Genomic DNA, 18,129 nt, shown 5'->3' on the forward strand with positions numbered 1-18,129 from the left:
GTGTTTGATATTGGATTTTTTGAACTGCTGTTGATCGGTATCGTCGGCCTTGTGGTCATCGGACCCGAGCGCCTGCCGGATGCCGTGCGCACCACTGTGCGCTGGTGGACGCAAGTAAAGCAGACCCTGAGTAGTGCCAAGGATGAGCTGGAGCGCGAGGTCGGTGCCGATGACATCCGCCGCGAGCTGCACAATGAGCGCGTACTGCGAGAGTTGCGCGAAAGCCAGGAGGAGATGGAGCGCACATTCAGCGAAGCGGAACGCAAATTTGAGAAGGACCTGAAGGCCGTGGAAGCACAGGCGCAGGCCCTCAAGGAGGACTCGGGAAAGAGCGCGGATACCGAGGCCAATGCCGCACAGGCGCCTGACCAGGAAGCTCTGCAGACGGACGTGGACGCCGACAGGCGGCGACAGGCGGCCGACTACCTGCCGGAAGAAGAGCGCGGCGGGCAGGCCGGTGAAAAGTCCGACGAGGAATATCTGCCAGAAGAAGATGAGGACGACGAGGACCTGGAGGATCCGGAATATCCGGAGCACCTGCATGATCACGGCGACCCCGAGTACAACCCGCACCATCCGGACCATTTCAAGCACGAGGAAGATGAGGCCTGGGCAGAGGTCGACCGTCTGGATCCTGCGGAAACCGAGGCGCCCGATGAGCCGAAAACACCGGAATCCGAGCATTCGTCAAAAAGCGACAGTCCCAACCAGGCGGAAGACAAGCGTCAATGACCGAGAAAGACCAACCGTTTATTGATCACCTGATCGAGATGCGCGACCGGCTGCTGAAAACGCTGCTGGTAGTTGTGGCGATATTTGCCTGCATGGTGCCTTTCGCCAACGATATCTACAATTTCGTTGCCGACCCGCTGCAGGCCCGTCTGACCGAAGGCGCGGGCATGATCGCCACCGAGGTGACGTCGCCTTTCCTTACACCGTTCAAGACCACCTTCGTCCTGGCGTTTTTCGTCGCAATACCATTTGTGCTGTACCAATTCTGGGCATTTATTGCACCCGGACTGTACAAGCACGAAAAGCGCCTGATCGGACCGCTGATGTTCTCCAGTATTTTTCTGTTTTATGCGGGCATGGCGTTTGCGTATTTTGTGGTTTTTCCACTGATTTTTGAGTTTTTTATCAGTTCTGCACATGCGGATATCAAGGTAATGCCGGATATCCGCAGTTATCTGGACCTTGCGCTGAAGCTGTTTTTTGCCTTTGGTTTTGCGTTCGAGATTCCCATCGCCACCGTACTGCTCATCTGGAGTGGTGCGATCAGCGCAAAGGATCTGGCGAAAAAGCGCCCTTACGTCATCGTCGCCTGCTTTGCCGTGGGCATGCTGCTAACCCCGCCGGATGTCATTTCCCAGACGCTGCTGGCCATTCCCATGTGGATCCTGTTCGAAATCGGGGTTTTCTTCGGGCGCCTGATCAAGCGTGGCAAGGGCAAGGAAGTCGAGGACTCCTGAGGTCATCTGGATATCGCCTCCCGTGATCATCCCATCGAAGTATTGGCGGTAGAATCCATTCCGCGCGGACTTTTCGGCTTGCGAAGATGCTGGCGCAAGCGAAGTACACTTTGTGGCTCACCCCATGGGCGGGCGCCGGAGTGAGCGTGGCTTTATGTCTGACTCACGAATAAATTGCAGCTATGCTGGAAAGGCCGGCCACCAGCAACACCAGCGGTAGCACTTTCTGGCGGTGCCGGCTACTGATCACAAACAGTGCCAGTGGGATGGGCGGAAACAGAATGGCCAGTACCGCCAGGCCGGTAGACTCGGCAATACTGAGCCGCAGAACCTGAACCCAGAGCACGGCACCAAGCACAATCGTAAAAACCAGTGAGACCGCTGCCACGGGCTGCATGGATATTTCCCTTAAACATTTTCTCGCTTCCCTAAAGTTAGCCGCTTCCGCCGCGCTTGGCAGGCGTCGATGCCGGACATTTATCTCGGCGGCGGTTATCCTGGTGCTATTGCCGACGGCGGGGTGTGAAACCGTACACTTCTACTCTCAGGCGGCCACCGGCCAGCTGAAAATCCTCGCCGGACGCAAGTCCATTGACCGCCTGGTGGTGGATGGAGAAACCGACGCGAAACTGAAATTGCAGCTGGAATGGGTACGCGCCATCCGTTCCTACGCCGCCGGTGAGCTGCACCTGCCGGTGGGCTCGGCCTACAGTGAGTTTACCCAGCTCGATGGTGAGTATGCGCTGTGGAACCTGATTGCGGCGCCGGAATTTTCCCTGTCGCCGAAACGCTGGTGCTACCCCATCGCCGGCTGCGCCAGCTACCGGGGTTACTTCGACAAAGCCGACGCGGAAACACAGGCCGGGCGGCTGCGCGCCGAGGGCTACGATGTCTACCTCGGTCCGGTTCCTGCCTACAGCACTCTGGGCTGGTTTGATGATCCGGTACTGTCGAGCTTTGTAAGCTGGAAGCCGGAACGCCTCGCCGGCCTGTTGTTTCACGAACTCGCACACCGGCGAGTGTATATTGCAGGCGACACACGCTTTAATGAGAGCTTTGCCACGGCGGTATCGCGTATCGCGCTACCGGACTGGCGCCGGCGCAATGGCATTCCCGCGCCCGGCGTCAAGAATGTGGCGCAGGCGCGTCGCGTCAATGGACTGATGGTGGCGGCGCGCAAGCAGTTACAATCGATCTACAAGTCAGATCTGAGTGACAGCGAAAAACGCGAGCGTAAACAGGCGACGCTGCAGAAGCTGCGCCGTTGTTATCGCGAGGCCTCGGTGGGCTGGGTAGAGGACGAAAAGTTTTCGCGCATGATCGAAAAGACCAACAACGCTACCCTGGCGCTGGTGAGCGAGTACCAGTCCCAGGTGCCGGCGTTTATGCAGCTGTACGAAGACAGCGGACGTGACTGGAATGCGTTCTACGGCGCCGTTGAACGGCTCGGTGCGTTGCCAAAGGAGGAGCGCAAGGCACGGCTGAAGGCGCTCAGCGGGCGGGCTCAGGATTCCAGTAAAAAGGTTACCGGGCCGTCGTTACAGAGCGATACCTGCATGTCGGCGGCAAACTGACCGCCGGCAACGGCGAATTCCGCGTCGGTTTTCATCTCGGCCTGTTGCAGAAAATATTCGTAAAGTTCTTCCGCCTGCTGTGGCGTTGCGCCGCGGCTGAAACTCGGGCGCAGCCCCTTGGCGGTATCCGCCACCAGGGTAAACTGGCTTACCACCAACAGGCCGCTTCCGGCCTGCTGTACGTTCAGGTTCATCTTGCCCTTTTCATCACTGAAAATGCGGTAGTGCAGGACTTTGTGCAATAGCTTGTCCGCACTCTCTCGGGTATCGGTCGCCTCCACACCGAGTAACAGCAGAATCCCCTGGTCAATGGCGCCGACGGATTCACTGTTCACTTCCACTTTCGCGTGTTTTACCCGCTGAATCAGGCCTTTCATCGATAACCTCTTCTAAAATCCTGTTACCCGCTAGCTAGCTGGCGGCGAATTGCCTAGATTAGCCCACTAACCAACGATAAAAAACCGGAAGCCAGAAATGAAGAAAACCGCTTTCACCCTGCTCGCCGTATGCGTTGCTGCCGCCGCCGTGTATGCCACCAGTGATAACGGCAAGCCCGAATACCCGGAAACGGCCACAGTGAAGCAGAAAGACGATTACTTTGGCACCAGTGTCGGAGACCCTTTCCGGTGGCTGGAGCAGCAGGAATCGCAGCCGGTCAAAGAGTGGGTGCAAGCACAGAACGACTTTTCGCTGCCCAGGCTCAAAGCCCTGCCCGGCTGGCAGAAGATCAACGATCGGCTGACCCAATTGTGGGAGTACGAGCGCTACGGCGTGCCGTACAAAAAAGCCGGCCAGGTTTTCTACGAATACAATGACGGCAGCTGGGACCAGAATGTGTTCTACAGCACAAGCGATATTACCAAGGACGGGCATGTGGTACTGGATCCACGCAGCCTGAGTGAAGACGGCACCATCGCCGCCAAGGGCTACGCCGTCAGTCCGAATGGACGCTATCTTGCCTACGGTACGTCCGATGGCGGCACCGACTGGACCGACTACCATGTGCGCGACCTGAAAACCCGGCGCATGCTTCCCGACCGCCTTACCGGGATCAAGTTCAGTGGTGCCAGCTGGGCCAAGGATGAATCCGGCTTTTACTACAGTCGCTATCCGTTCAAACAGGATGGCAGCGCCGACGACAGCAAGCAGGTGTCGGTGTATTTCCACAAAGTCGGCGAGCCCCAGAGCCGGGACCAGCTGGTGTATCAGATCACCGACCACCCCACCCGTAATCCGGGAGCGGAAGTCAGCGACGACGGAAAGTACCTGATACTGGGTATTTTCGACGGCTACGACAGCAACGGCGTCTACTACAAAGACCTGACAGATAAAGACGCCCAAGTGGTGAAACTTCTGGACCGGTGGGACGGGCTGTATACCTTTCTCGGCAACCAGGGCAAAACGTTTTATTTTGAGACCAACGCGGCGGCAGCCAACGGCCGCATCATTGCCATTGACCTGGATCAGCCCGACAGGGCGCACTGGAAAACCCTGGTGCCGGAACAAAAAGACGCCTTGCAGAGTGCCAGCCTGATCGGTGGGCGTTTTGTGCTGCACTATCTCGAGGACGCCAAATCCAAAGTGGTGGTGACCGACCTTTCCGGAAAACCGCAATACACGTTAAAGCTGCCGGGCATGGGGACCGTTGAGGGATTCATCGGCGATCCCGAAGACAGCGAGACCTATTATTCCTTCAGTAACTTCCTCACTCCGCCGAGTATTTACCGGTTGGATGTCGCCAGTGGAAAAACCGACAAGGTAAAAGCGCCCCGCTACCCGGCCGACTTTTCCGACTACACCATCAGCCAGCACTTTTTCAAAAGCAAAGACGGTACGCGGGTGCCGCTGTTCCTGGTACACAGGAAAGGCCTGAAAAAAGACGGTAAAAACCCCACGCTGCTCTACGGATACGGCGGTTTCAACGCCGCGCAACTACCGAGCTTCTATACCCGCTTCGCCGGCTGGCTGGATATGGGTGGAACCTTTGCCATGGTGAACCTGCGCGGCGGTAGCGAGTATGGCGGTGCCTGGCACAAGGCGGGCACCAAGCTGCAGAAACAGAATGTATTCGATGATTTTATCGGAGCCGCTGAATGGTTGATTGAGGAAAAAGTCACTTCCCCGGATAAGCTCGGCATCATGGGGCGCTCCAACGGCGGCCTGCTGGTGGGGGCAACGGAAGTACAGCGCCCGGAGCTGTTCAAAGTGGCACTGCCCATTGTGGGTGTGCTCGATATGCTGCGTTACCACACCGCCTCCGCCAATGCGCGGCAGTGGTCCAGTGACTATGGCCTGTCCGAGAACAAAGACGAATTCCAGGCGCTTTACGCCTACTCCCCGGTGCATAACACCAAAGCGGGCAGTTGCTATCCGGCCACGCTGATAACGACCGCAGATCGCGATGACCGGGTAGTGCCATGGCACAGCTACAAATTCGCTGCGGCACTACAGCGCGATCAGGGCTGCGACAATCCCATCTATCTCGCCGTGGAGACCCGCGCGGGTCACGGCGCGGGTAAGCCGGTGTGGATGCAGGTGGAAGACTTTACCAACCAGTACGCGTTTCTTGCCCATGAATTGGGGCTGGAAATAAAGTAGCCTTTTACCCTCAAGTGGCCGGGCCGTGTTGCCCGCATTCGCAAAAAGGTGGTGGTATGCACGCATTTGTAACCGGCGGCACCGGGTTTCTCGGTGCCAACCTGATTGAGCAGCTGATCGCAGGCGGCTGGCAGGTCACGGCGATGCATCGCCCCGGCGCCAATGTCCGGCGCTTGCAGGCGCTTGGCGCAACTCCGGTCGAGGCCGCACTGGACGATGTGGCGGCTTTGGAAAACGCGCTACTGGCTGAAGTGGATGCGATTTTCCACCTCGCTGCCAGTACCAATATGTGGCGGGGCGGCAATGCGCAGCAGTGGCGGGACAATGTGCAGGGCTCCGCGAATATCGCCCGCGTCGCGCGACATCAATTTGCCAGCCAGAAGCGCGCTGGCCGGCTTATCGTTACCAGTTCCATCTCTGCTTACGGTTATCACGACAACCCCATTACCGAAGCGAGCCCAAAGCTCGCGGATGATCCCCGTCACCACTATCTCTACACGAAAAAGCGCGCGGAGCTAGCGGTGCAGGAGGAAATTACCAAAGGCCTGGATGCAGTATTCCTAAACCCCTGCGGTATCGTGGGCAAGTACGATGTGTCGAGCTGGGCACAGACATTCTTCATGATCGCCGAAGACCGGCTGCCGGGGGTGCCACCGGGGGCCGGTTCCTTCTGTCACGCAGGCGCGGTAGCGCGGGCCCATATCAATGCGTTCTACAAGGGTCGCTGTGGGGAAAACTATATCCTCGCCGGCACCGATGCGACGTTTCTCGAATTTTTCGGCATCATCGCGAAGCTGCTGGGAAAGCCGGTACCCAGGCGAACCACACCAGCGGTTCTGATCCGCGCACTGGCACGTGTGCACGACCTGGTGTCGCAAGTGACTGGCCGTGAACCCGTGCTGACGCCGGAAAAGGCGGCCATGATTACCCGCCGGGTGGTGGCCGACAGCCGCAGGGCCGCGACCGAACTGGGGTACGCCAATTCACTATCGCTGGAAGAGATGTTGCAGGAATCGCGGGACTGGCTGGTGGCGGAAGGACTGCTGACAGTGGCGCCCGGTACAAAGCCACTGCACGCCAAAACCAGCGGATAGCACCGAGGAGCGCAAATGAATCGCCGCAACCTGATTTTCATCCTTGTGATGACCCTGCTGGTGTTACAGCTGGTGCAGCACTACTTCATATCGGGCGCGCAATAATCCACTCCCTGCCGCCGCGCGCACGGCAACCCGGTTGTTCTCGATGAAAAATGCGAACCCTGTGGCTTGCGTCCTAGCCGTTGTCGTGGCTGTTGCCGTATTCTTGGTCACCAACCGTAACCCGTAACTGGAGAAGCATTGTGGATGGTCTGAAAGCGCAACTGGAGGAGCTGTGGCCGGTGGCCATGGGCGTGGGACTGAATGTGCTGTGGGCACTGCTCGCACTGGTGGTGACCTGGGTCGCGGCGAAGCTCGTTTCCCGCGCGGTCAACCGGCTTACCGAGCGCGGCATAGACGAAACCCTGGTGCCGGTGCTGGAAACCCTCGCCGTCTGGGGCACCTATGTGGTGGGCGGCATGGTGGTGCTGGACATTTTTGGAGCCAATACCACTTCTCTGGTAGCGCTGCTGGGTGCCGCCGGTCTCGCCATCGGCCTCGCGCTGAAAGATACCCTGCAGTGCATCGCCGCCGGCTTTGTACTGCTCGGCCTGCGGCCCTTCCGCGTGGGGGAAACGATACAGTTCGGCAGCATCATCGGTACTGTGCGCAAGGTCGGCCTGTTCACCACCGAGCTGGATACCCCGGATGGCCTGCGTATCTCAGCGCCTAATGACAAGGTCTGGGGCGAGACGCTGACCAACTTCACCCGCAATGCCAGCCGACGTATCGAAATTATTGCCAGCATCGCCTATGGCGATGATATCGAGACGGGCATGCGCGTCCTGCGCCAGCTGGTGGCACAGGAGCCGCGTATTCTGCAGGAGCCGGAACCCGCCTATGCCGTTCGCGCCCTGGCAGACAGCTCGGTCAACCTGCACCTGCGTGCCTGGGCCAAGACCGATGAGTACTGGGACGTGTACTGGGACCTGATGAAAAAGCTCAAGCCCGCGCTGGAGGCAGAGGGGCTCACCATCCCATTCCCACAGAGAGAGCTGCACATCGTCAACGGTGCGGAAAAGAGTATGGCGAAAGCCGAGGTACTCGAGCAGCAGTAAGTACTACCCGCCACTGATCCCGCGCGGCGGTAAATTCGTCGCAGCGGTATCGACCCGGCCGGGCAGGCATGCGATGTTGGCCGGCTGAATTTTTCTTTCACACACTGTATCAACACAATTCTAAAACAGAAGAGGCAAGTAGCTATGCGCAAAGCGCTCCTGAGCCTGGTGATAGCGTCCGCAATTGCGGGCTGTCAGCAGGGAGAAGAACCCAACAAGAATACCGAGCAGGCGGCTGCCGGACAGACCGCCGAGCAGACAGTGCAGCAGACCCAGACGCAGGCAGACCACCAGCAGGACGAGACCGCGCGTCTTACCAAGTGGTTCGATACCAAGTTTGAAGAAGAGCTGCAGTTCAGCCCCATCCAGCTGAGTTACCTGGGCCGCAAGGAGCAGTACAGCAAGATCGACGATATGAGCAAAGCGGCGGACGAGCGCGAGCTGGCCTGGAAAAAGGCCACCGTCGAGGAAATGAAGCAACAGTTCGATTACGACAAGCTGAGCGCCGAGGGCAAAGAGTCCTACGATCTCTGGATTCATCAGTACGAGCAGGAAAAAGCCAACCAGCCGTTCTGGGATTACAGCTACTTTGCCAGTGAACTGGGCGGCCCCGAGTCCCAGCTTCCCACCTTCATGATCAATCAGCACAAGGTCGACACCGAGCAGGATATGCGCGATTACATTGCGCGTATTGGCGGTATCAGCCGCGCCCTCGGGCAACTGCTGGAGCGCGCGCAGGGTTCTGCCGAGAAGGGCATCCGCCCGCCGCAGTTCGCCTACGACCTGGCGATCGAGCGCGCCGGGAAGGTGACCGCCGGTCAGCCGTTCGGCGACGGTGAAGATGCGCCGCTGATGGCGGATGCCAAGAAGAAAATCGCTGCTCTTAAAGACGCTGGCACCATTGACGAGGCCACGGCCAAAGATCTGCAGGGCCAGGTGGAAAAAGCCCTCACCGGCGAAATGAAGCCGTCCTACGATGCCTACATCGCCTGGCTGAAGGAAGACCGCGCGAACGCGGATAAGGAGCCTAAAGGTGTATCCGAATTACCGGATGGCGACAGCTACTACACCAACCGCCTCGCCAACTACACCACGCTGCCGCTGACCGCGGACGAAGTGCACCAGATCGGCCTGGACGAAGTGGCGCGCATCCGCAAAGAAATGGAAGCCATCAAGGAGCAGGTAGAGTTCGACGGCGACCTGCAGGAGTTCTTCACCTTCATCCGTACCGACGACAAGTTCTACTACCCCGACACCGATGAAGGTCGCCAGGCGTACCTGACCGAAGTGGAAGGCTACCTCGCGGATATCGAAGCCAGGCTGCCCGAGTACTTTGGTATCCTGCCCAAGGCCAAGCTGGTGGTGAAGCGTGTGGAGCCTTTCCGTGAAGTCCCCGGTGGCGCCCAGCACTATGTGCCCGGCACCCCGGATGGCGCCCGCCCCGGTACCTACTATGTGCACATGTCCGACATGAGCTCCCTGTCCAAGGCCGACATGGAAACCGTGACCTACCACGAGGGCAACCCCGGTCACCACATGCAGATCTCCATCGCCCAGGAGCTGGAGAATATTCCGCAGTTCCGTACCCAGGCCCACTTCACCCCCTATGTGGAAGGCTGGGCGCTGTACTCGGAAAAACTGTCCAAGGAAATGGGTCAGTTTAAAGACCCCTACCGCGACTTTGGCCGCCTGACCGCAGAAATGTGGCGCGCCATCCGTCTGGTGGTGGATACCGGCATGCATTCGAAAGGCTGGAGCCAGGATCAGGCGGTGGAGTACTTCCTCGACAACTCCGCCATTCCCGAGGGCGCCGTGCGTTCCGAAGTGCGCCGCTACCTGACCTATCCGGGCCAGGCCACCTCGTACAAGATCGGTATGCTGAAGATCGAAGAGCTGCGCGGCAACGCGGAAAAAACACTGGGTGACCAGTTTGATATCCGCGCCTTCCACGACACGGTACTCGGCGGTGGTGCGCTGCCGTTGCCGCTACTGGAAAAGCGTGTCAACGCCTGGGCGGAAAACGTCAAAGGCTGATTCTCTCCAGCAGTGAAAATAGCGGGCCAGGTGCCCGCTATTTTTTTATTTGCTCAAGACAAACCTCTTGGTCACGCGGTCACAGAGGGGCTGGCGATGGATTCGACGTCTTTGTGGCGGATCTGCAAAAAAACCGGCACGCATTTCCACGAGCCGGAAAAAATATGAATCCGAATGTTCCGAAGCCCCGTATACATACCCACAACGCAACAAGGTACGGTTTAAAAAAGGTTTCTCAGTAAGGAAAAACAAAGCACAACGTGTTCGTGTTGTACCAGCGGGAAACGATGAAAGCAGTACTTACTAGAGTTTGGGCGATCAGCCCGCGGTGTCGGCAATGGAGAGCCGGCAGAAGCGTCTGGATTAACACAGCGCTTCAAAACTGATTGCAGCAGGTGGTCGCAATCCGGGTTGGAGCAGGGCAAGGATGCCCTTTCCATCTCTTTATGTCCCTCAAAAGCCGCTTAACTTCCCCCGAAGAGCGGTCGTAAGAGTTGCCCTTTTTGGCCGCCCTCCCCCGGGCGGCCTTTTCTTTTCTGCTGTGGTAGTGGAACTCAGAAGGCGCGCCGGCGGTAGCGGCGGTAGTTCGGCGACCAGAAATTTTTCTCGATATTCTTTTCCAGCTTTTCCTCGGTAATGCCCGGGGCCACGCCATCTTCCTGCGCCTGTTTGCCGACCGCCCTGGCGATGGCCTTGCCGACCTCCCGGATATTCGAAAGCGATGGCAGCAGGGCGCCACTGCCCTCTTTGACCACCGGCGCGTTCTCCGCCAGCGCATTGGACGCGGCCATCAGCATATTTTCGGTGACCCGGTTGGCGCCGGCGGCGATGACACCGAGGCCGATGCCCGGGAAAATGTACACGTTATTGCACTGCGCGATCGGGTACTTGTTGCCGTCCAGTTCCACCGGCTCGAACGGGCTACCTGTAGCCACCATGGCGTCGCCCCCCGTCCACGTCAGCACCTCCTCGGGTGTGGCTTCGGCGCGGGAGGTGGGGTTGGACAGGGGCATCACCAGCGGGCGCTTGCAGCCTTTGTGCAACGCTTCGATCACCGGCTGGGTGAACAGGCCGCCCTGGCCGGATACGCCGATCAGCATGGTGGGTTTGACCTTGGCGATCAGGTTTTCCAGGTCCCACTCTGGCGCCTGTGGATATTTCTCCGGATCCTGTGCCAGCTTTTCCTGGAAATCGTGCAGGCCCTTCATGTCGCTGGTGACCAGCCCGTAGCGGTCGAACATGAAGATGCGCGCGCGGGCCTCGGCCTCACTCAGGCCATCGTTGACCATGGCCGACACCACCTGTTCGGCGATGCCGCAGCCGGCGGAGCCTGCGCCCACCACCAGCACTTTCTGTTTGGACAGCTTCTCGTCCTTGGCCTTGCACGCGGCCAGCATGGTGCCGAGGGCGACCGAGGCGGTGCCCTGAATGTCGTCGTTGAAGCAGCAGATCTTGTCACGGTAGCGGTTCAGCAGCGGCATGGCATTGGTCTGGGCGAAGTCCTCGAACTGCACCAGCACCTTCGGCCAGCGGCGTTTCACCGCGGCAACAAACTCCTCGATAAACGCGTCGTACTCGTCCTGGGAAATACGCTCATTGCGCCAGCCCATGTACATAGGGTCATTCAGCAGGGTGCGGTTGTTGGTGCCCACATCCAGTGTCACCGGCAGGGTGTAGGCCGGGCTGATACCGCCACAGGCGGTGTACAGCGACAGTTTGCCGATGGGAATGCCCATGCCGCCAATGCCCTGGTCGCCGAGGCCCAGGATGCGCTCGCCGTCGGTGACCACGATCACCTTGACGTTCTCCTTGGTGGCGCTGCGCAGGATGTCGTCCATATGCTTGCGGTCCGGGTAGGACACAAACAGCCCGCGGTGGTTGCGGTAGATATTGGAGAACTCCTCACAGGCGGCGCCCACGGTCGGGGTGTAGATGATCGGCAGCATCTCCTCGATGTGCTGCTCGATCAGGCGGAAAAACAGGGTCTCGTTGTCGTCCTGGATGGCGCGCAGGTAGATATGGCGCTCCAGATCCGTGCGGCACTGCTGGTACTGGTGGTAGGCGCGGCGCACCTGCTCACTGATCGATTCCACATTGTTGGGCAGCAGGCCGACCAGGTTGAACTCGATACGCTCCTGTAGGGAAAAGGCGCTGCCCTTGTTGAGCAGTGGCATTTCCAGCAGGGAGGGGCCGGCGTGGGGAATATACAGGGGGCGTTTATCTTTCTGACTCATAAAACTATTCTGGTCTATAAATTGCCGCTCTTGGGGTGCGGGCGCAAAAAAACAGCGTAGCGGATTTGGCCGCAGATTTTACGCGCACTTGACCATATATGCCGCAGTGGATTGCAAATGCAAACATTTGTCCAGGTTCTGCGCGATTTATGGCAGATGATCACTGGATGATGGCGCCGCCGGCTGATTAAATCTGCGCTTGCTTTTATCAATACGAATCAGTGAGAGAAAGTGCGATGTTCACTTATCAGGTAGAGCCCCGTTTCAGCGAAACCGACGCCCTGGGGCATATCAACAATACTGTGGTGCCGGTGTGGTTTGAGCAGGGCCGCACGCCGATTTTTGCGCTGTTCAACCCGGACCTGGCGTTGGACAAGTGGAATTTGATCCTGAAGAAAATGGATGTGGATTTTGTCGCGCAGATCTATCTGTATTCACCGGTGGAGATCCGCACCAGTCTGAGCGCCGTGGGCAACACCTCCATGACCATCCATCAGGAGGTATGGCAGAAGGACCGGCTGGTGGCGCAGGGGGATTGTGTAATGGTGCACTTCGATTACCAGCAGCAGGCCAAGGCGCCGATCCCGCCGGAAGTGAAAGAGAAACTGTTACAGCATCTTGCCTGACACAAAAATGCCGGCAGATAGCCGGCATTTACAGGTTGGACTTGATTCGCTCAGTGGATCTGGATGCGGTGACTCACCGGCTTTTTCGGTTCCGCCTTAGGAATCGTCAGCGTGAGCACACCGTCCTTGAATGTGGCATCGATGTCGTCTTCCTTGATGTCCTCGCCGAGATTGAAGCTGCGGGTAAATTTACCGTAGCGACGTTCTTGGCGCAGTACCTTTCTTTCGTCATCACCTTCTTCCCTGCTTTCCTGGTTGACTTCCGCCTCCAGCGTCAGCACACCGTTCTCCAGGGTCACGTCCAGATCTTCCTTGCGAATTCCGGGCATTTCGGCACTGATCTCGTAGCAGTTCTTGCGCTCGTGAATGTCCACACGCGGTGAGAAAAACCCGCTGCGGGATTCGCCCCTCGGCTGTCCGGGGTTGAAAAACTGCTCTACGAAATCGTCGAAATTGAGCATGGTGTCACGGGGTATCAGTTTCATGACTCTCACCTCCCGAAATGTCAGCAGCGGCCCCTACTCCGCACAATGGAAGGTCGAAGCCACTGTGTTTTTCGCGTCTTTATAGTAGGGAAAAAGAGGCCGAGCCAGTAGCTGACCTGAGGGCCGCGACCGGATATGGGAGGGCATTTGGTCGCGGGCGGGTTAGCCTATGCTGTCACCACCTGATTGCGCCCGGCGGTCTTGGCGCGGTACATACGCGAATCCGCCTCCGCCAGCAGCTGGCCGTGGCCCGGTTCCGTGGTGCCGGAACCGCCTTCAGCAACACCAAAACTGATGGAGATGCGCACGTCCTCCGCGTAAGTCTCGCTCAGCGCCTCGACTTTTTTGCGCAGCTTCTCGGCCAGTATGCCGCCGCCTTCCACGTCGGTATTTGGCAGCAGAATCAGGAATTCCTCTCCGCCCCAGCGCGCAACGATATCGTCGCCGCGGGTATTGTCCCGCAACACTTTGGCGACATCCTGCAGCACGCGGTCACCGAAACTGTGGCCGAAGTTGTCGTTAATCGCCTTGAAGCTATCGAGGTCCCCGATCAGTACCGTGTAGCGCCCGGCCAGATCACGGTCGCGACGCTCCAGTTCATTGATCGCCTTGTAGGCCTCGCGGCGGTTGGAGAGGCCGGTGAGTGCATCGGTGCAGGCGTGGCTTTCCAATTCCGCGGTGAGCCGGTGCAGCATCTGCTGGGTCTGGTGACGGCTGCTGTCGAGGATCGCCGTCAGTGCTGTGAGGGCACCGAATACCGCGATAAAGCGTGCGCGATGGGCCGTGTCGTATTGCGCCAGCAGGCCCGGGAAGTCCGGGTAAAACAGGATCAGTGCGGTGGCACCGCCAATACCGGCGAGGGTGACCGTTCCCCACTTATAGCCGTACAGGTTGATAAATCCCGGCACCAGCATCACCGCCCACATCAGGCCGGTGTTGTTCACGCCGCCGGAGAGCAGCAGGTAGAAATAGAGCACCAACAGAAGCACGCCCACCAGCACCGGTGTTTTACCACTGGGGCCGGCCACATTCACGCCGATATAGGCAAGCAGGATGACACCGGCAACCCCGAACAGGGAGGTGGCAAGGAGCAGGTCTGCACCCATCAGGGCAATGATCCCCATGGCGCCGGTGATACCGAGGGCGAAGATCAACATATAGCCGGAGGCCTGGATGCGGCGGCGCAACTCCAGGCCCCGTACCTGGGCAATCGGGTCGGCGCCGGCGTTGTCGCGATAGGTCGCGTCGTTATTCTGGAGTGCTGCGATTTCCATAATCTCAGTGGTGTTATTCGGGCCAGTTCCTTCGGCCGATGATACATAGCCCCGGCTGCGGGGCTCCAGCGAGCTATAGTAATGGCGAACGGGTTTGGCGCGGACACCACCATGGGACAACGGCAACTGATTTGTGACGATGTTCTCACTATTGAGGCTGATGCGCTGGTCTGCCGTGCCTACAAACACCTGATCTGCGGGCGCAGGTTGAAACCTTTGATGGCTGCACGGCAGGATTTTGCCCAATTGACCGTTTGCCTGCATGACCCTGGCGCCTTCGCCATAGGGCGAAAGTTTCGGGAGCACTTCCCGGAAAACGCGGACCGATAGGAGGTGCCGTATGAGTAAGCCGGGCCGAAAGCAATTAATGCGGGAACATCACCCGGAAAACATTGCCCGCCGGCTGGATAAATCGCGAAGGCCCAACCACCTGTCCGATGCGGTTCTTGGTGCAATTGATGGTTGTGTCACCACCTTTGCCATCGTGTCGGGCGCCTATGGCGCAGGCTTTTCTCCGGTAGTTGTACTGGTGATGGGGGTGGCCAATTTACTGGCTGATGGCGTCAGTATGGCAGTGAGTAATTTTGAAGCCGTCCATGCCCAGCAGCGGTTGGTGGATAAGGCGCGCCGTACGGAAGAGCTACATATCGAGCTGGTACCTGACGGCGAGCGTGAGGAAATTCGGCAGATTTTTTCCAACAAGGGGTTCAGCGGCGAAATCCTGGACAATATTGTCAGCACCGTCACCGCTAATCGGCGTTTATGGATAGAGACCATGCTGCAGGAAGAATACGGCTTGGGGGATATTCCCCCGAATCCCGTCGCATCCGCCTGGTGGACCTTCAGTGCGTTTGTTTGTATCGGGATGGTTCCGCTGATTCCATTCCTTTTCCGTAGCCTGTCGATGCCGCGCCAGTTTGTATTCAGCACCCTGCTGGCGGGGCTCATGTTTTTCCTGATCGGGCTCACAAAAGGCTGGGTGTTTGAAAGCTCCTTGCTGCGTGCCGGGATTCGAACCTTCGCGCTGGGGCTCTTTGCTGCGGCAGTTGCCTTTATGGTTGGAAAATTACTGGGGACTTTTTTGTAATCGCGCGGCCTTGTTTGTCTTCCCATTTGCGGGTGCGCAATCTCTCATGCACCTGATTCCAATCCATCAAAGGATTATCGTGACTCCCGCACCATTTCAGGGCGGGTCTACAACTTTGGTCTAATGGCCGTGGCCCCGGGCTGCACTATATTGAGCCAAGAAGTCTTTTATTGCCCTGCCCTGTGGTCCGCGTTGGGGCACTAATCGTTTATGCAATCCAACCATAAATTTAATAACCAGGTGGCTGCGATGAACGTTTCCCGAACGCCCGGCAAGGGCGTCCTCAACGGTATTCTCTTTTTTGTTTTCGGTCTTTTCGCCTCGCTTGCGTCAGCGGGCGGCTGGCAGCAGAACCAGTCTATTGGCGGCTTCAGTTCCGTTCATGTCTACACGCCCGACTCGCTGTCGCCGATCGGCGATGGCAAAGCGCTGTTGATCGTATTGCACGGCTGCGCGCAGCCACACAATAATTTCCTCACCGCAAATCTGGAAGTGGCGGCAGAACAGTACGGCATGGTGGTCGCACTGCCAGATGCGATGAACAAGGCCGGCTTCAGTTGCTGGTCTTACTGGCAAGGGACCAAGTCGCGTAGTGCCGGCGACTACAAAAACCTGATTGCGCTGGCCAATGCCATGAGCGGCGACGCCAGCCGCAATATCGACCCAGACCAGGTTTATATCGCCGGTCTTTCCTCCGGGGCATCCTTTGCCAACACCACCGCCTGCCTGGCGCCCGACGTGTTCGCGGGTATGGGCATCAGCGCTGGCCCCAGTATTGGCACCAGCTCCAATGGCGCACTGGGCCCGTGCGAGCAGGCGGATGTCACCGCGCGCTGCAACACCTACGCGGGCAGTTACAAAAGCGAATTCGCCACGCAGATTGCTTCGATCGCGCACGGCGATGCCGATACCACGGTAAACCTCTGCTACAACGAGCAGAATTCCGATGGCATGGCCGGGGTTTACGGGGTCGAGAAGCTTTCGGGTACCACGAATATCAGCGAGTCCGGTGGCCGCACCGCAGAGGAAACCCTGTGGGAGAACGGGCGCGTATCCATGCTGTGGCTGAACAATGTCGACCATGCCTGGTCCGGCGGTGAAGGTGCGTCCGGCGGTTACATTTCCGCGAACGGCATCAACTACGCTTCCTACCTGGGCCAGTATTTCACTGCCAATAACCAGCGTGTAGACCGCAATAGCGGGCCTGAGATCGCCAATCTCGCGGCGAGTGAAAACAGCGGCACGCTGGTGGTCAGCGGCAATGCCAACGACGCCGAGGGCAGTGTGGCCAACGTCAGCATCACCATCAGCAACATCGATGGGGGCACACCGGTATTGGTGGAAACTCTGAACACACAGGCGGATCCCTCCGACGGTTTCTTCAGCGTAACCAGTGGCGCTCTTGCCGATGGCCTGTATGAAGTCAAAGCGATCGCTACCGACAATGAGGGTGCAGATGGCGATGCCGCCAGCGTGACCCGTCGCGTGGGGCCGGAGCCACCGGAAACTGCGCCGGTATTGAGCGACACTGCAGCCAGTGTCAGTGGCCAGTGTGCCACCGTGACCGGCACAGTGGTGGACAGCAACCAGAACCTGAACACCGTGATGGTCGCGTTTGCCAGCGGCGATGTCACCGCGAGTGTGACCGGAAACAGCTACTCGGCACAGGGCTGCAACCTGCCGGGTGGCGAAAACACGGCAACCGTCACCGCCAGCGATACGGCCGGGCTGTCGAGCCAGGACAGTGTGACCTTCACCGTGGACGCCGGCCAAACCGGTGATTACAACTTCCATATCAGCGCCGGGCATATTACCTGGGGTGTGGGCTACTCGGCCTGCTATCTCGCATTCGGTACGTCTGCGTTCACCATGCGCGAGTACGAGGTTGGCGGTGATTGCCAGTGGGTGGCCGATGGTGACAGTAGCTGTGCCGGTCCGGTACAGGCCTGTTCCAGCGGTGGCGGCGAGCAGCCGACCGACAGCGACGGTGATGGTGTCGAAGATGCGCTCGACAATTGTCCGAACACAGCCAATGTGGGCCAGGCCGATAACGACGGCGACGGCATCGGCAATGCCTGTGACAGTACCCCGGACGGCGAACCGGTAGATGCTGACAGCGATGGTGTGAATGACGACGTGGACAACTGTCCCGCGGTTGCCAACGCCGGCCAGGAAGACAACGACGGCGATGGTATTGGTAACGCCTGCGACAGTACGCCGGACGGCGATGTTGTCTGCACCGAGTACACCGCCAGCAATTACAGTCATGTGCAGGCCGGCCGCGCGACCACCACCGGCGGATATGTATACGCGGCCGGCTCCGGTGACAATCTTGGCCTGTACAACATCTTTGTGACGACGACGCTGGCAGAGACTTCCGCCGATTACTACGAGCTCGGCAGCTGTCCCTGATTGCGAAGCAGCATGCTGAAACTGGTTTCCGCACGGGGCCGGTAAGCATCAGACACCGCTGATACGCGGGTAACAAGGTAGCGGGCCAAACGGCCCGCTATTTTTATATCTGGATGGATAGTTTCTTCGTCTACCTGCGCAT

Annotated in this window: 16 protein-coding genes; 11 read left to right on the forward strand and 5 right to left on the reverse strand. The window is 58.6% G+C overall.

The window, feature by feature from the left end:
* On the forward strand, nucleotides 1-732 hold the full coding sequence (gene tatB / locus GTQ55_RS00780; RefSeq protein WP_161856996.1) for a Sec-independent protein translocase protein TatB: 732 nt from the start codon (nucleotides 1-3) through the stop codon (nucleotides 730-732).
* Nucleotides 729-1,469 (forward strand): twin-arginine translocase subunit TatC, encoded by a 741-nt coding sequence (tatC, locus tag GTQ55_RS00785; protein ID WP_161856997.1) that lies wholly within the window; start codon nucleotides 729-731, stop codon nucleotides 1,467-1,469. Before tatB ends, tatC begins: the two co-directional genes overlap by 4 nt.
* A 163-nt stretch (nucleotides 1,470-1,632) precedes the next feature.
* Here tatC and GTQ55_RS00790 read toward each other — a convergent pair whose 3' ends face one another.
* Nucleotides 1,633-1,866, reverse strand: coding sequence for a hypothetical protein (locus GTQ55_RS00790; RefSeq protein WP_161856998.1), 234 nt, complete (start codon nucleotides 1,864-1,866; stop codon nucleotides 1,633-1,635).
* Between the two features lie 103 nt (nucleotides 1,867-1,969).
* On the opposite strand from GTQ55_RS00790, the gene GTQ55_RS00795 reads away from it, so the two are divergent.
* The gene (locus GTQ55_RS00795; RefSeq protein ID WP_237567758.1) at nucleotides 1,970-3,043 is read left to right on the forward strand and encodes an aminopeptidase; all 1,074 of its coding nucleotides are present in this window, start codon (nucleotides 1,970-1,972) and stop codon (nucleotides 3,041-3,043) included.
* Here GTQ55_RS00795 and dtd read toward each other — a convergent pair.
* Nucleotides 2,974-3,420: a D-aminoacyl-tRNA deacylase gene (dtd, locus tag GTQ55_RS00800; protein WP_161856999.1), complete on the reverse strand. Its 447-nt coding sequence runs from the start codon at nucleotides 3,418-3,420 to the stop codon at nucleotides 2,974-2,976. The two genes, GTQ55_RS00795 and dtd, sit on opposite strands and share 70 nt — an antisense overlap.
* Before the next feature lie 97 nt (nucleotides 3,421-3,517).
* Between dtd and GTQ55_RS00805 the strand changes: the two genes are divergently transcribed.
* The 4 genes from GTQ55_RS00805 (at nucleotide 3,518) to GTQ55_RS00820 (ending at nucleotide 9,869) form a co-directional block, all read left to right on the forward strand.
* A complete protein-coding gene (locus GTQ55_RS00805) occupies nucleotides 3,518-5,641 on the forward strand; it encodes a prolyl oligopeptidase family serine peptidase (RefSeq protein WP_161857000.1) in 2,124 nt (707 codons plus the stop codon).
* A gap of 56 nt (nucleotides 5,642-5,697) precedes the next feature.
* Nucleotides 5,698-6,735, forward strand: coding sequence for an NAD-dependent epimerase/dehydratase family protein (locus GTQ55_RS00810; RefSeq protein ID WP_161857001.1), 1,038 nt, complete (start codon nucleotides 5,698-5,700; stop codon nucleotides 6,733-6,735).
* A 245-nt stretch (nucleotides 6,736-6,980) separates the two neighbouring features.
* The gene (locus GTQ55_RS00815; protein WP_161857002.1) at nucleotides 6,981-7,835 is read left to right on the forward strand and encodes a mechanosensitive ion channel family protein; all 855 of its coding nucleotides are present in this window, start codon (nucleotides 6,981-6,983) and stop codon (nucleotides 7,833-7,835) included.
* A 144-nt stretch (nucleotides 7,836-7,979) separates the two neighbouring features.
* Nucleotides 7,980-9,869: a DUF885 domain-containing protein gene (locus tag GTQ55_RS00820; RefSeq protein WP_161857003.1), complete on the forward strand. Its 1,890-nt coding sequence runs from the start codon at nucleotides 7,980-7,982 to the stop codon at nucleotides 9,867-9,869.
* Nucleotides 9,870-10,423: 554 nt separating this feature from the next.
* Here GTQ55_RS00820 and GTQ55_RS00825 read toward each other — a convergent pair.
* A complete protein-coding gene (locus GTQ55_RS00825) occupies nucleotides 10,424-12,103 on the reverse strand; it encodes an NAD-dependent malic enzyme (protein ID WP_161857004.1) in 1,680 nt (559 codons plus the stop codon).
* Nucleotides 12,104-12,339: 236 nt separating this feature from the next.
* Between GTQ55_RS00825 and GTQ55_RS00830 the strand changes: the two genes are divergently transcribed.
* A complete protein-coding gene (locus tag GTQ55_RS00830; protein WP_161857005.1) occupies nucleotides 12,340-12,729 on the forward strand; it encodes an acyl-CoA thioesterase in 390 nt (129 codons plus the stop codon).
* A 50-nt stretch (nucleotides 12,730-12,779) separates the two neighbouring features.
* On the opposite strand, the gene GTQ55_RS00835 is transcribed toward GTQ55_RS00830, so the two are convergent.
* On the reverse strand, nucleotides 12,780-13,214 hold the full coding sequence (locus GTQ55_RS00835; protein WP_161857006.1) for an Hsp20/alpha crystallin family protein: 435 nt from the start codon (nucleotides 13,212-13,214) through the stop codon (nucleotides 12,780-12,782).
* A gap of 167 nt (nucleotides 13,215-13,381) precedes the next feature.
* Nucleotides 13,382-14,488, reverse strand: a complete 1,107-nt coding sequence (locus GTQ55_RS00840; protein WP_161857007.1) for a GGDEF domain-containing protein — start codon at nucleotides 14,486-14,488, stop codon at nucleotides 13,382-13,384.
* Nucleotides 14,489-14,569: 81 nt separating this feature from the next.
* Between GTQ55_RS00840 and GTQ55_RS00845 the strand changes: the two genes are divergently transcribed.
* The 3 genes from GTQ55_RS00845 to GTQ55_RS00855 all read left to right on the forward strand — a co-directional run bounded on the left by GTQ55_RS00845 (nucleotide 14,570) and on the right by GTQ55_RS00855 (nucleotide 17,987).
* The gene (locus GTQ55_RS00845) at nucleotides 14,570-14,818 is read left to right on the forward strand and encodes a hypothetical protein (protein ID WP_161857008.1); all 249 of its coding nucleotides are present in this window, start codon (nucleotides 14,570-14,572) and stop codon (nucleotides 14,816-14,818) included.
* A 10-nt stretch (nucleotides 14,819-14,828) separates the two neighbouring features.
* Entirely contained in the window at nucleotides 14,829-15,575 is a 747-nt protein-coding gene (locus GTQ55_RS00850; RefSeq protein ID WP_161857009.1) for a VIT1/CCC1 transporter family protein, read from the forward strand.
* Between the two features lie 249 nt (nucleotides 15,576-15,824).
* Nucleotides 15,825-17,987 (forward strand): extracellular catalytic domain type 1 short-chain-length polyhydroxyalkanoate depolymerase, encoded by a 2,163-nt coding sequence (locus tag GTQ55_RS00855; protein WP_161857010.1) that lies wholly within the window; start codon nucleotides 15,825-15,827, stop codon nucleotides 17,985-17,987.
* Nucleotides 17,988-18,129 lie beyond the last annotated feature (142 nt).

The sequence above is a fragment of the Microbulbifer hydrolyticus genome, from assembly GCF_009931115.1.
In the GTDB taxonomy this organism is placed as follows: Bacteria; Pseudomonadota; Gammaproteobacteria; order Pseudomonadales; family Cellvibrionaceae; genus Microbulbifer; species Microbulbifer hydrolyticus.

Coding starts and splice junctions, on each gene's coding strand:
- tatC (WP_161856997.1), top strand. CDS start 729: ATGACCGAGAAAGACCAACCGTTTATTGATCACCTGATCGAGATGCGC.
- GTQ55_RS00790 (WP_161856998.1), bottom strand. CDS start 1,866: ATGCAGCCCGTGGCAGCGGTCTCACTGGTTTTTACGATTGTGCTTGGT.
- dtd (WP_161856999.1), bottom strand. CDS start 3,420: ATGAAAGGCCTGATTCAGCGGGTAAAACACGCGAAAGTGGAAGTGAAC.
- GTQ55_RS00805 (WP_161857000.1), top strand. CDS start 3,518: ATGAAGAAAACCGCTTTCACCCTGCTCGCCGTATGCGTTGCTGCCGCC.
- GTQ55_RS00810 (WP_161857001.1), top strand. CDS start 5,698: ATGCACGCATTTGTAACCGGCGGCACCGGGTTTCTCGGTGCCAACCTG.
- GTQ55_RS00820 (WP_161857003.1), top strand. CDS start 7,980: ATGCGCAAAGCGCTCCTGAGCCTGGTGATAGCGTCCGCAATTGCGGGC.
- GTQ55_RS00825 (WP_161857004.1), bottom strand. CDS start 12,103: ATGAGTCAGAAAGATAAACGCCCCCTGTATATTCCCCACGCCGGCCCC.
- GTQ55_RS00830 (WP_161857005.1), top strand. CDS start 12,340: ATGTTCACTTATCAGGTAGAGCCCCGTTTCAGCGAAACCGACGCCCTG.
- GTQ55_RS00835 (WP_161857006.1), bottom strand. CDS start 13,214: ATGAAACTGATACCCCGTGACACCATGCTCAATTTCGACGATTTCGTA.
- GTQ55_RS00840 (WP_161857007.1), bottom strand. CDS start 14,488: ATGGAAATCGCAGCACTCCAGAATAACGACGCGACCTATCGCGACAAC.
- GTQ55_RS00845 (WP_161857008.1), top strand. CDS start 14,570: ATGGCGAACGGGTTTGGCGCGGACACCACCATGGGACAACGGCAACTG.
- GTQ55_RS00850 (WP_161857009.1), top strand. CDS start 14,829: ATGAGTAAGCCGGGCCGAAAGCAATTAATGCGGGAACATCACCCGGAA.
- GTQ55_RS00855 (WP_161857010.1), top strand. CDS start 15,825: ATGAACGTTTCCCGAACGCCCGGCAAGGGCGTCCTCAACGGTATTCTC.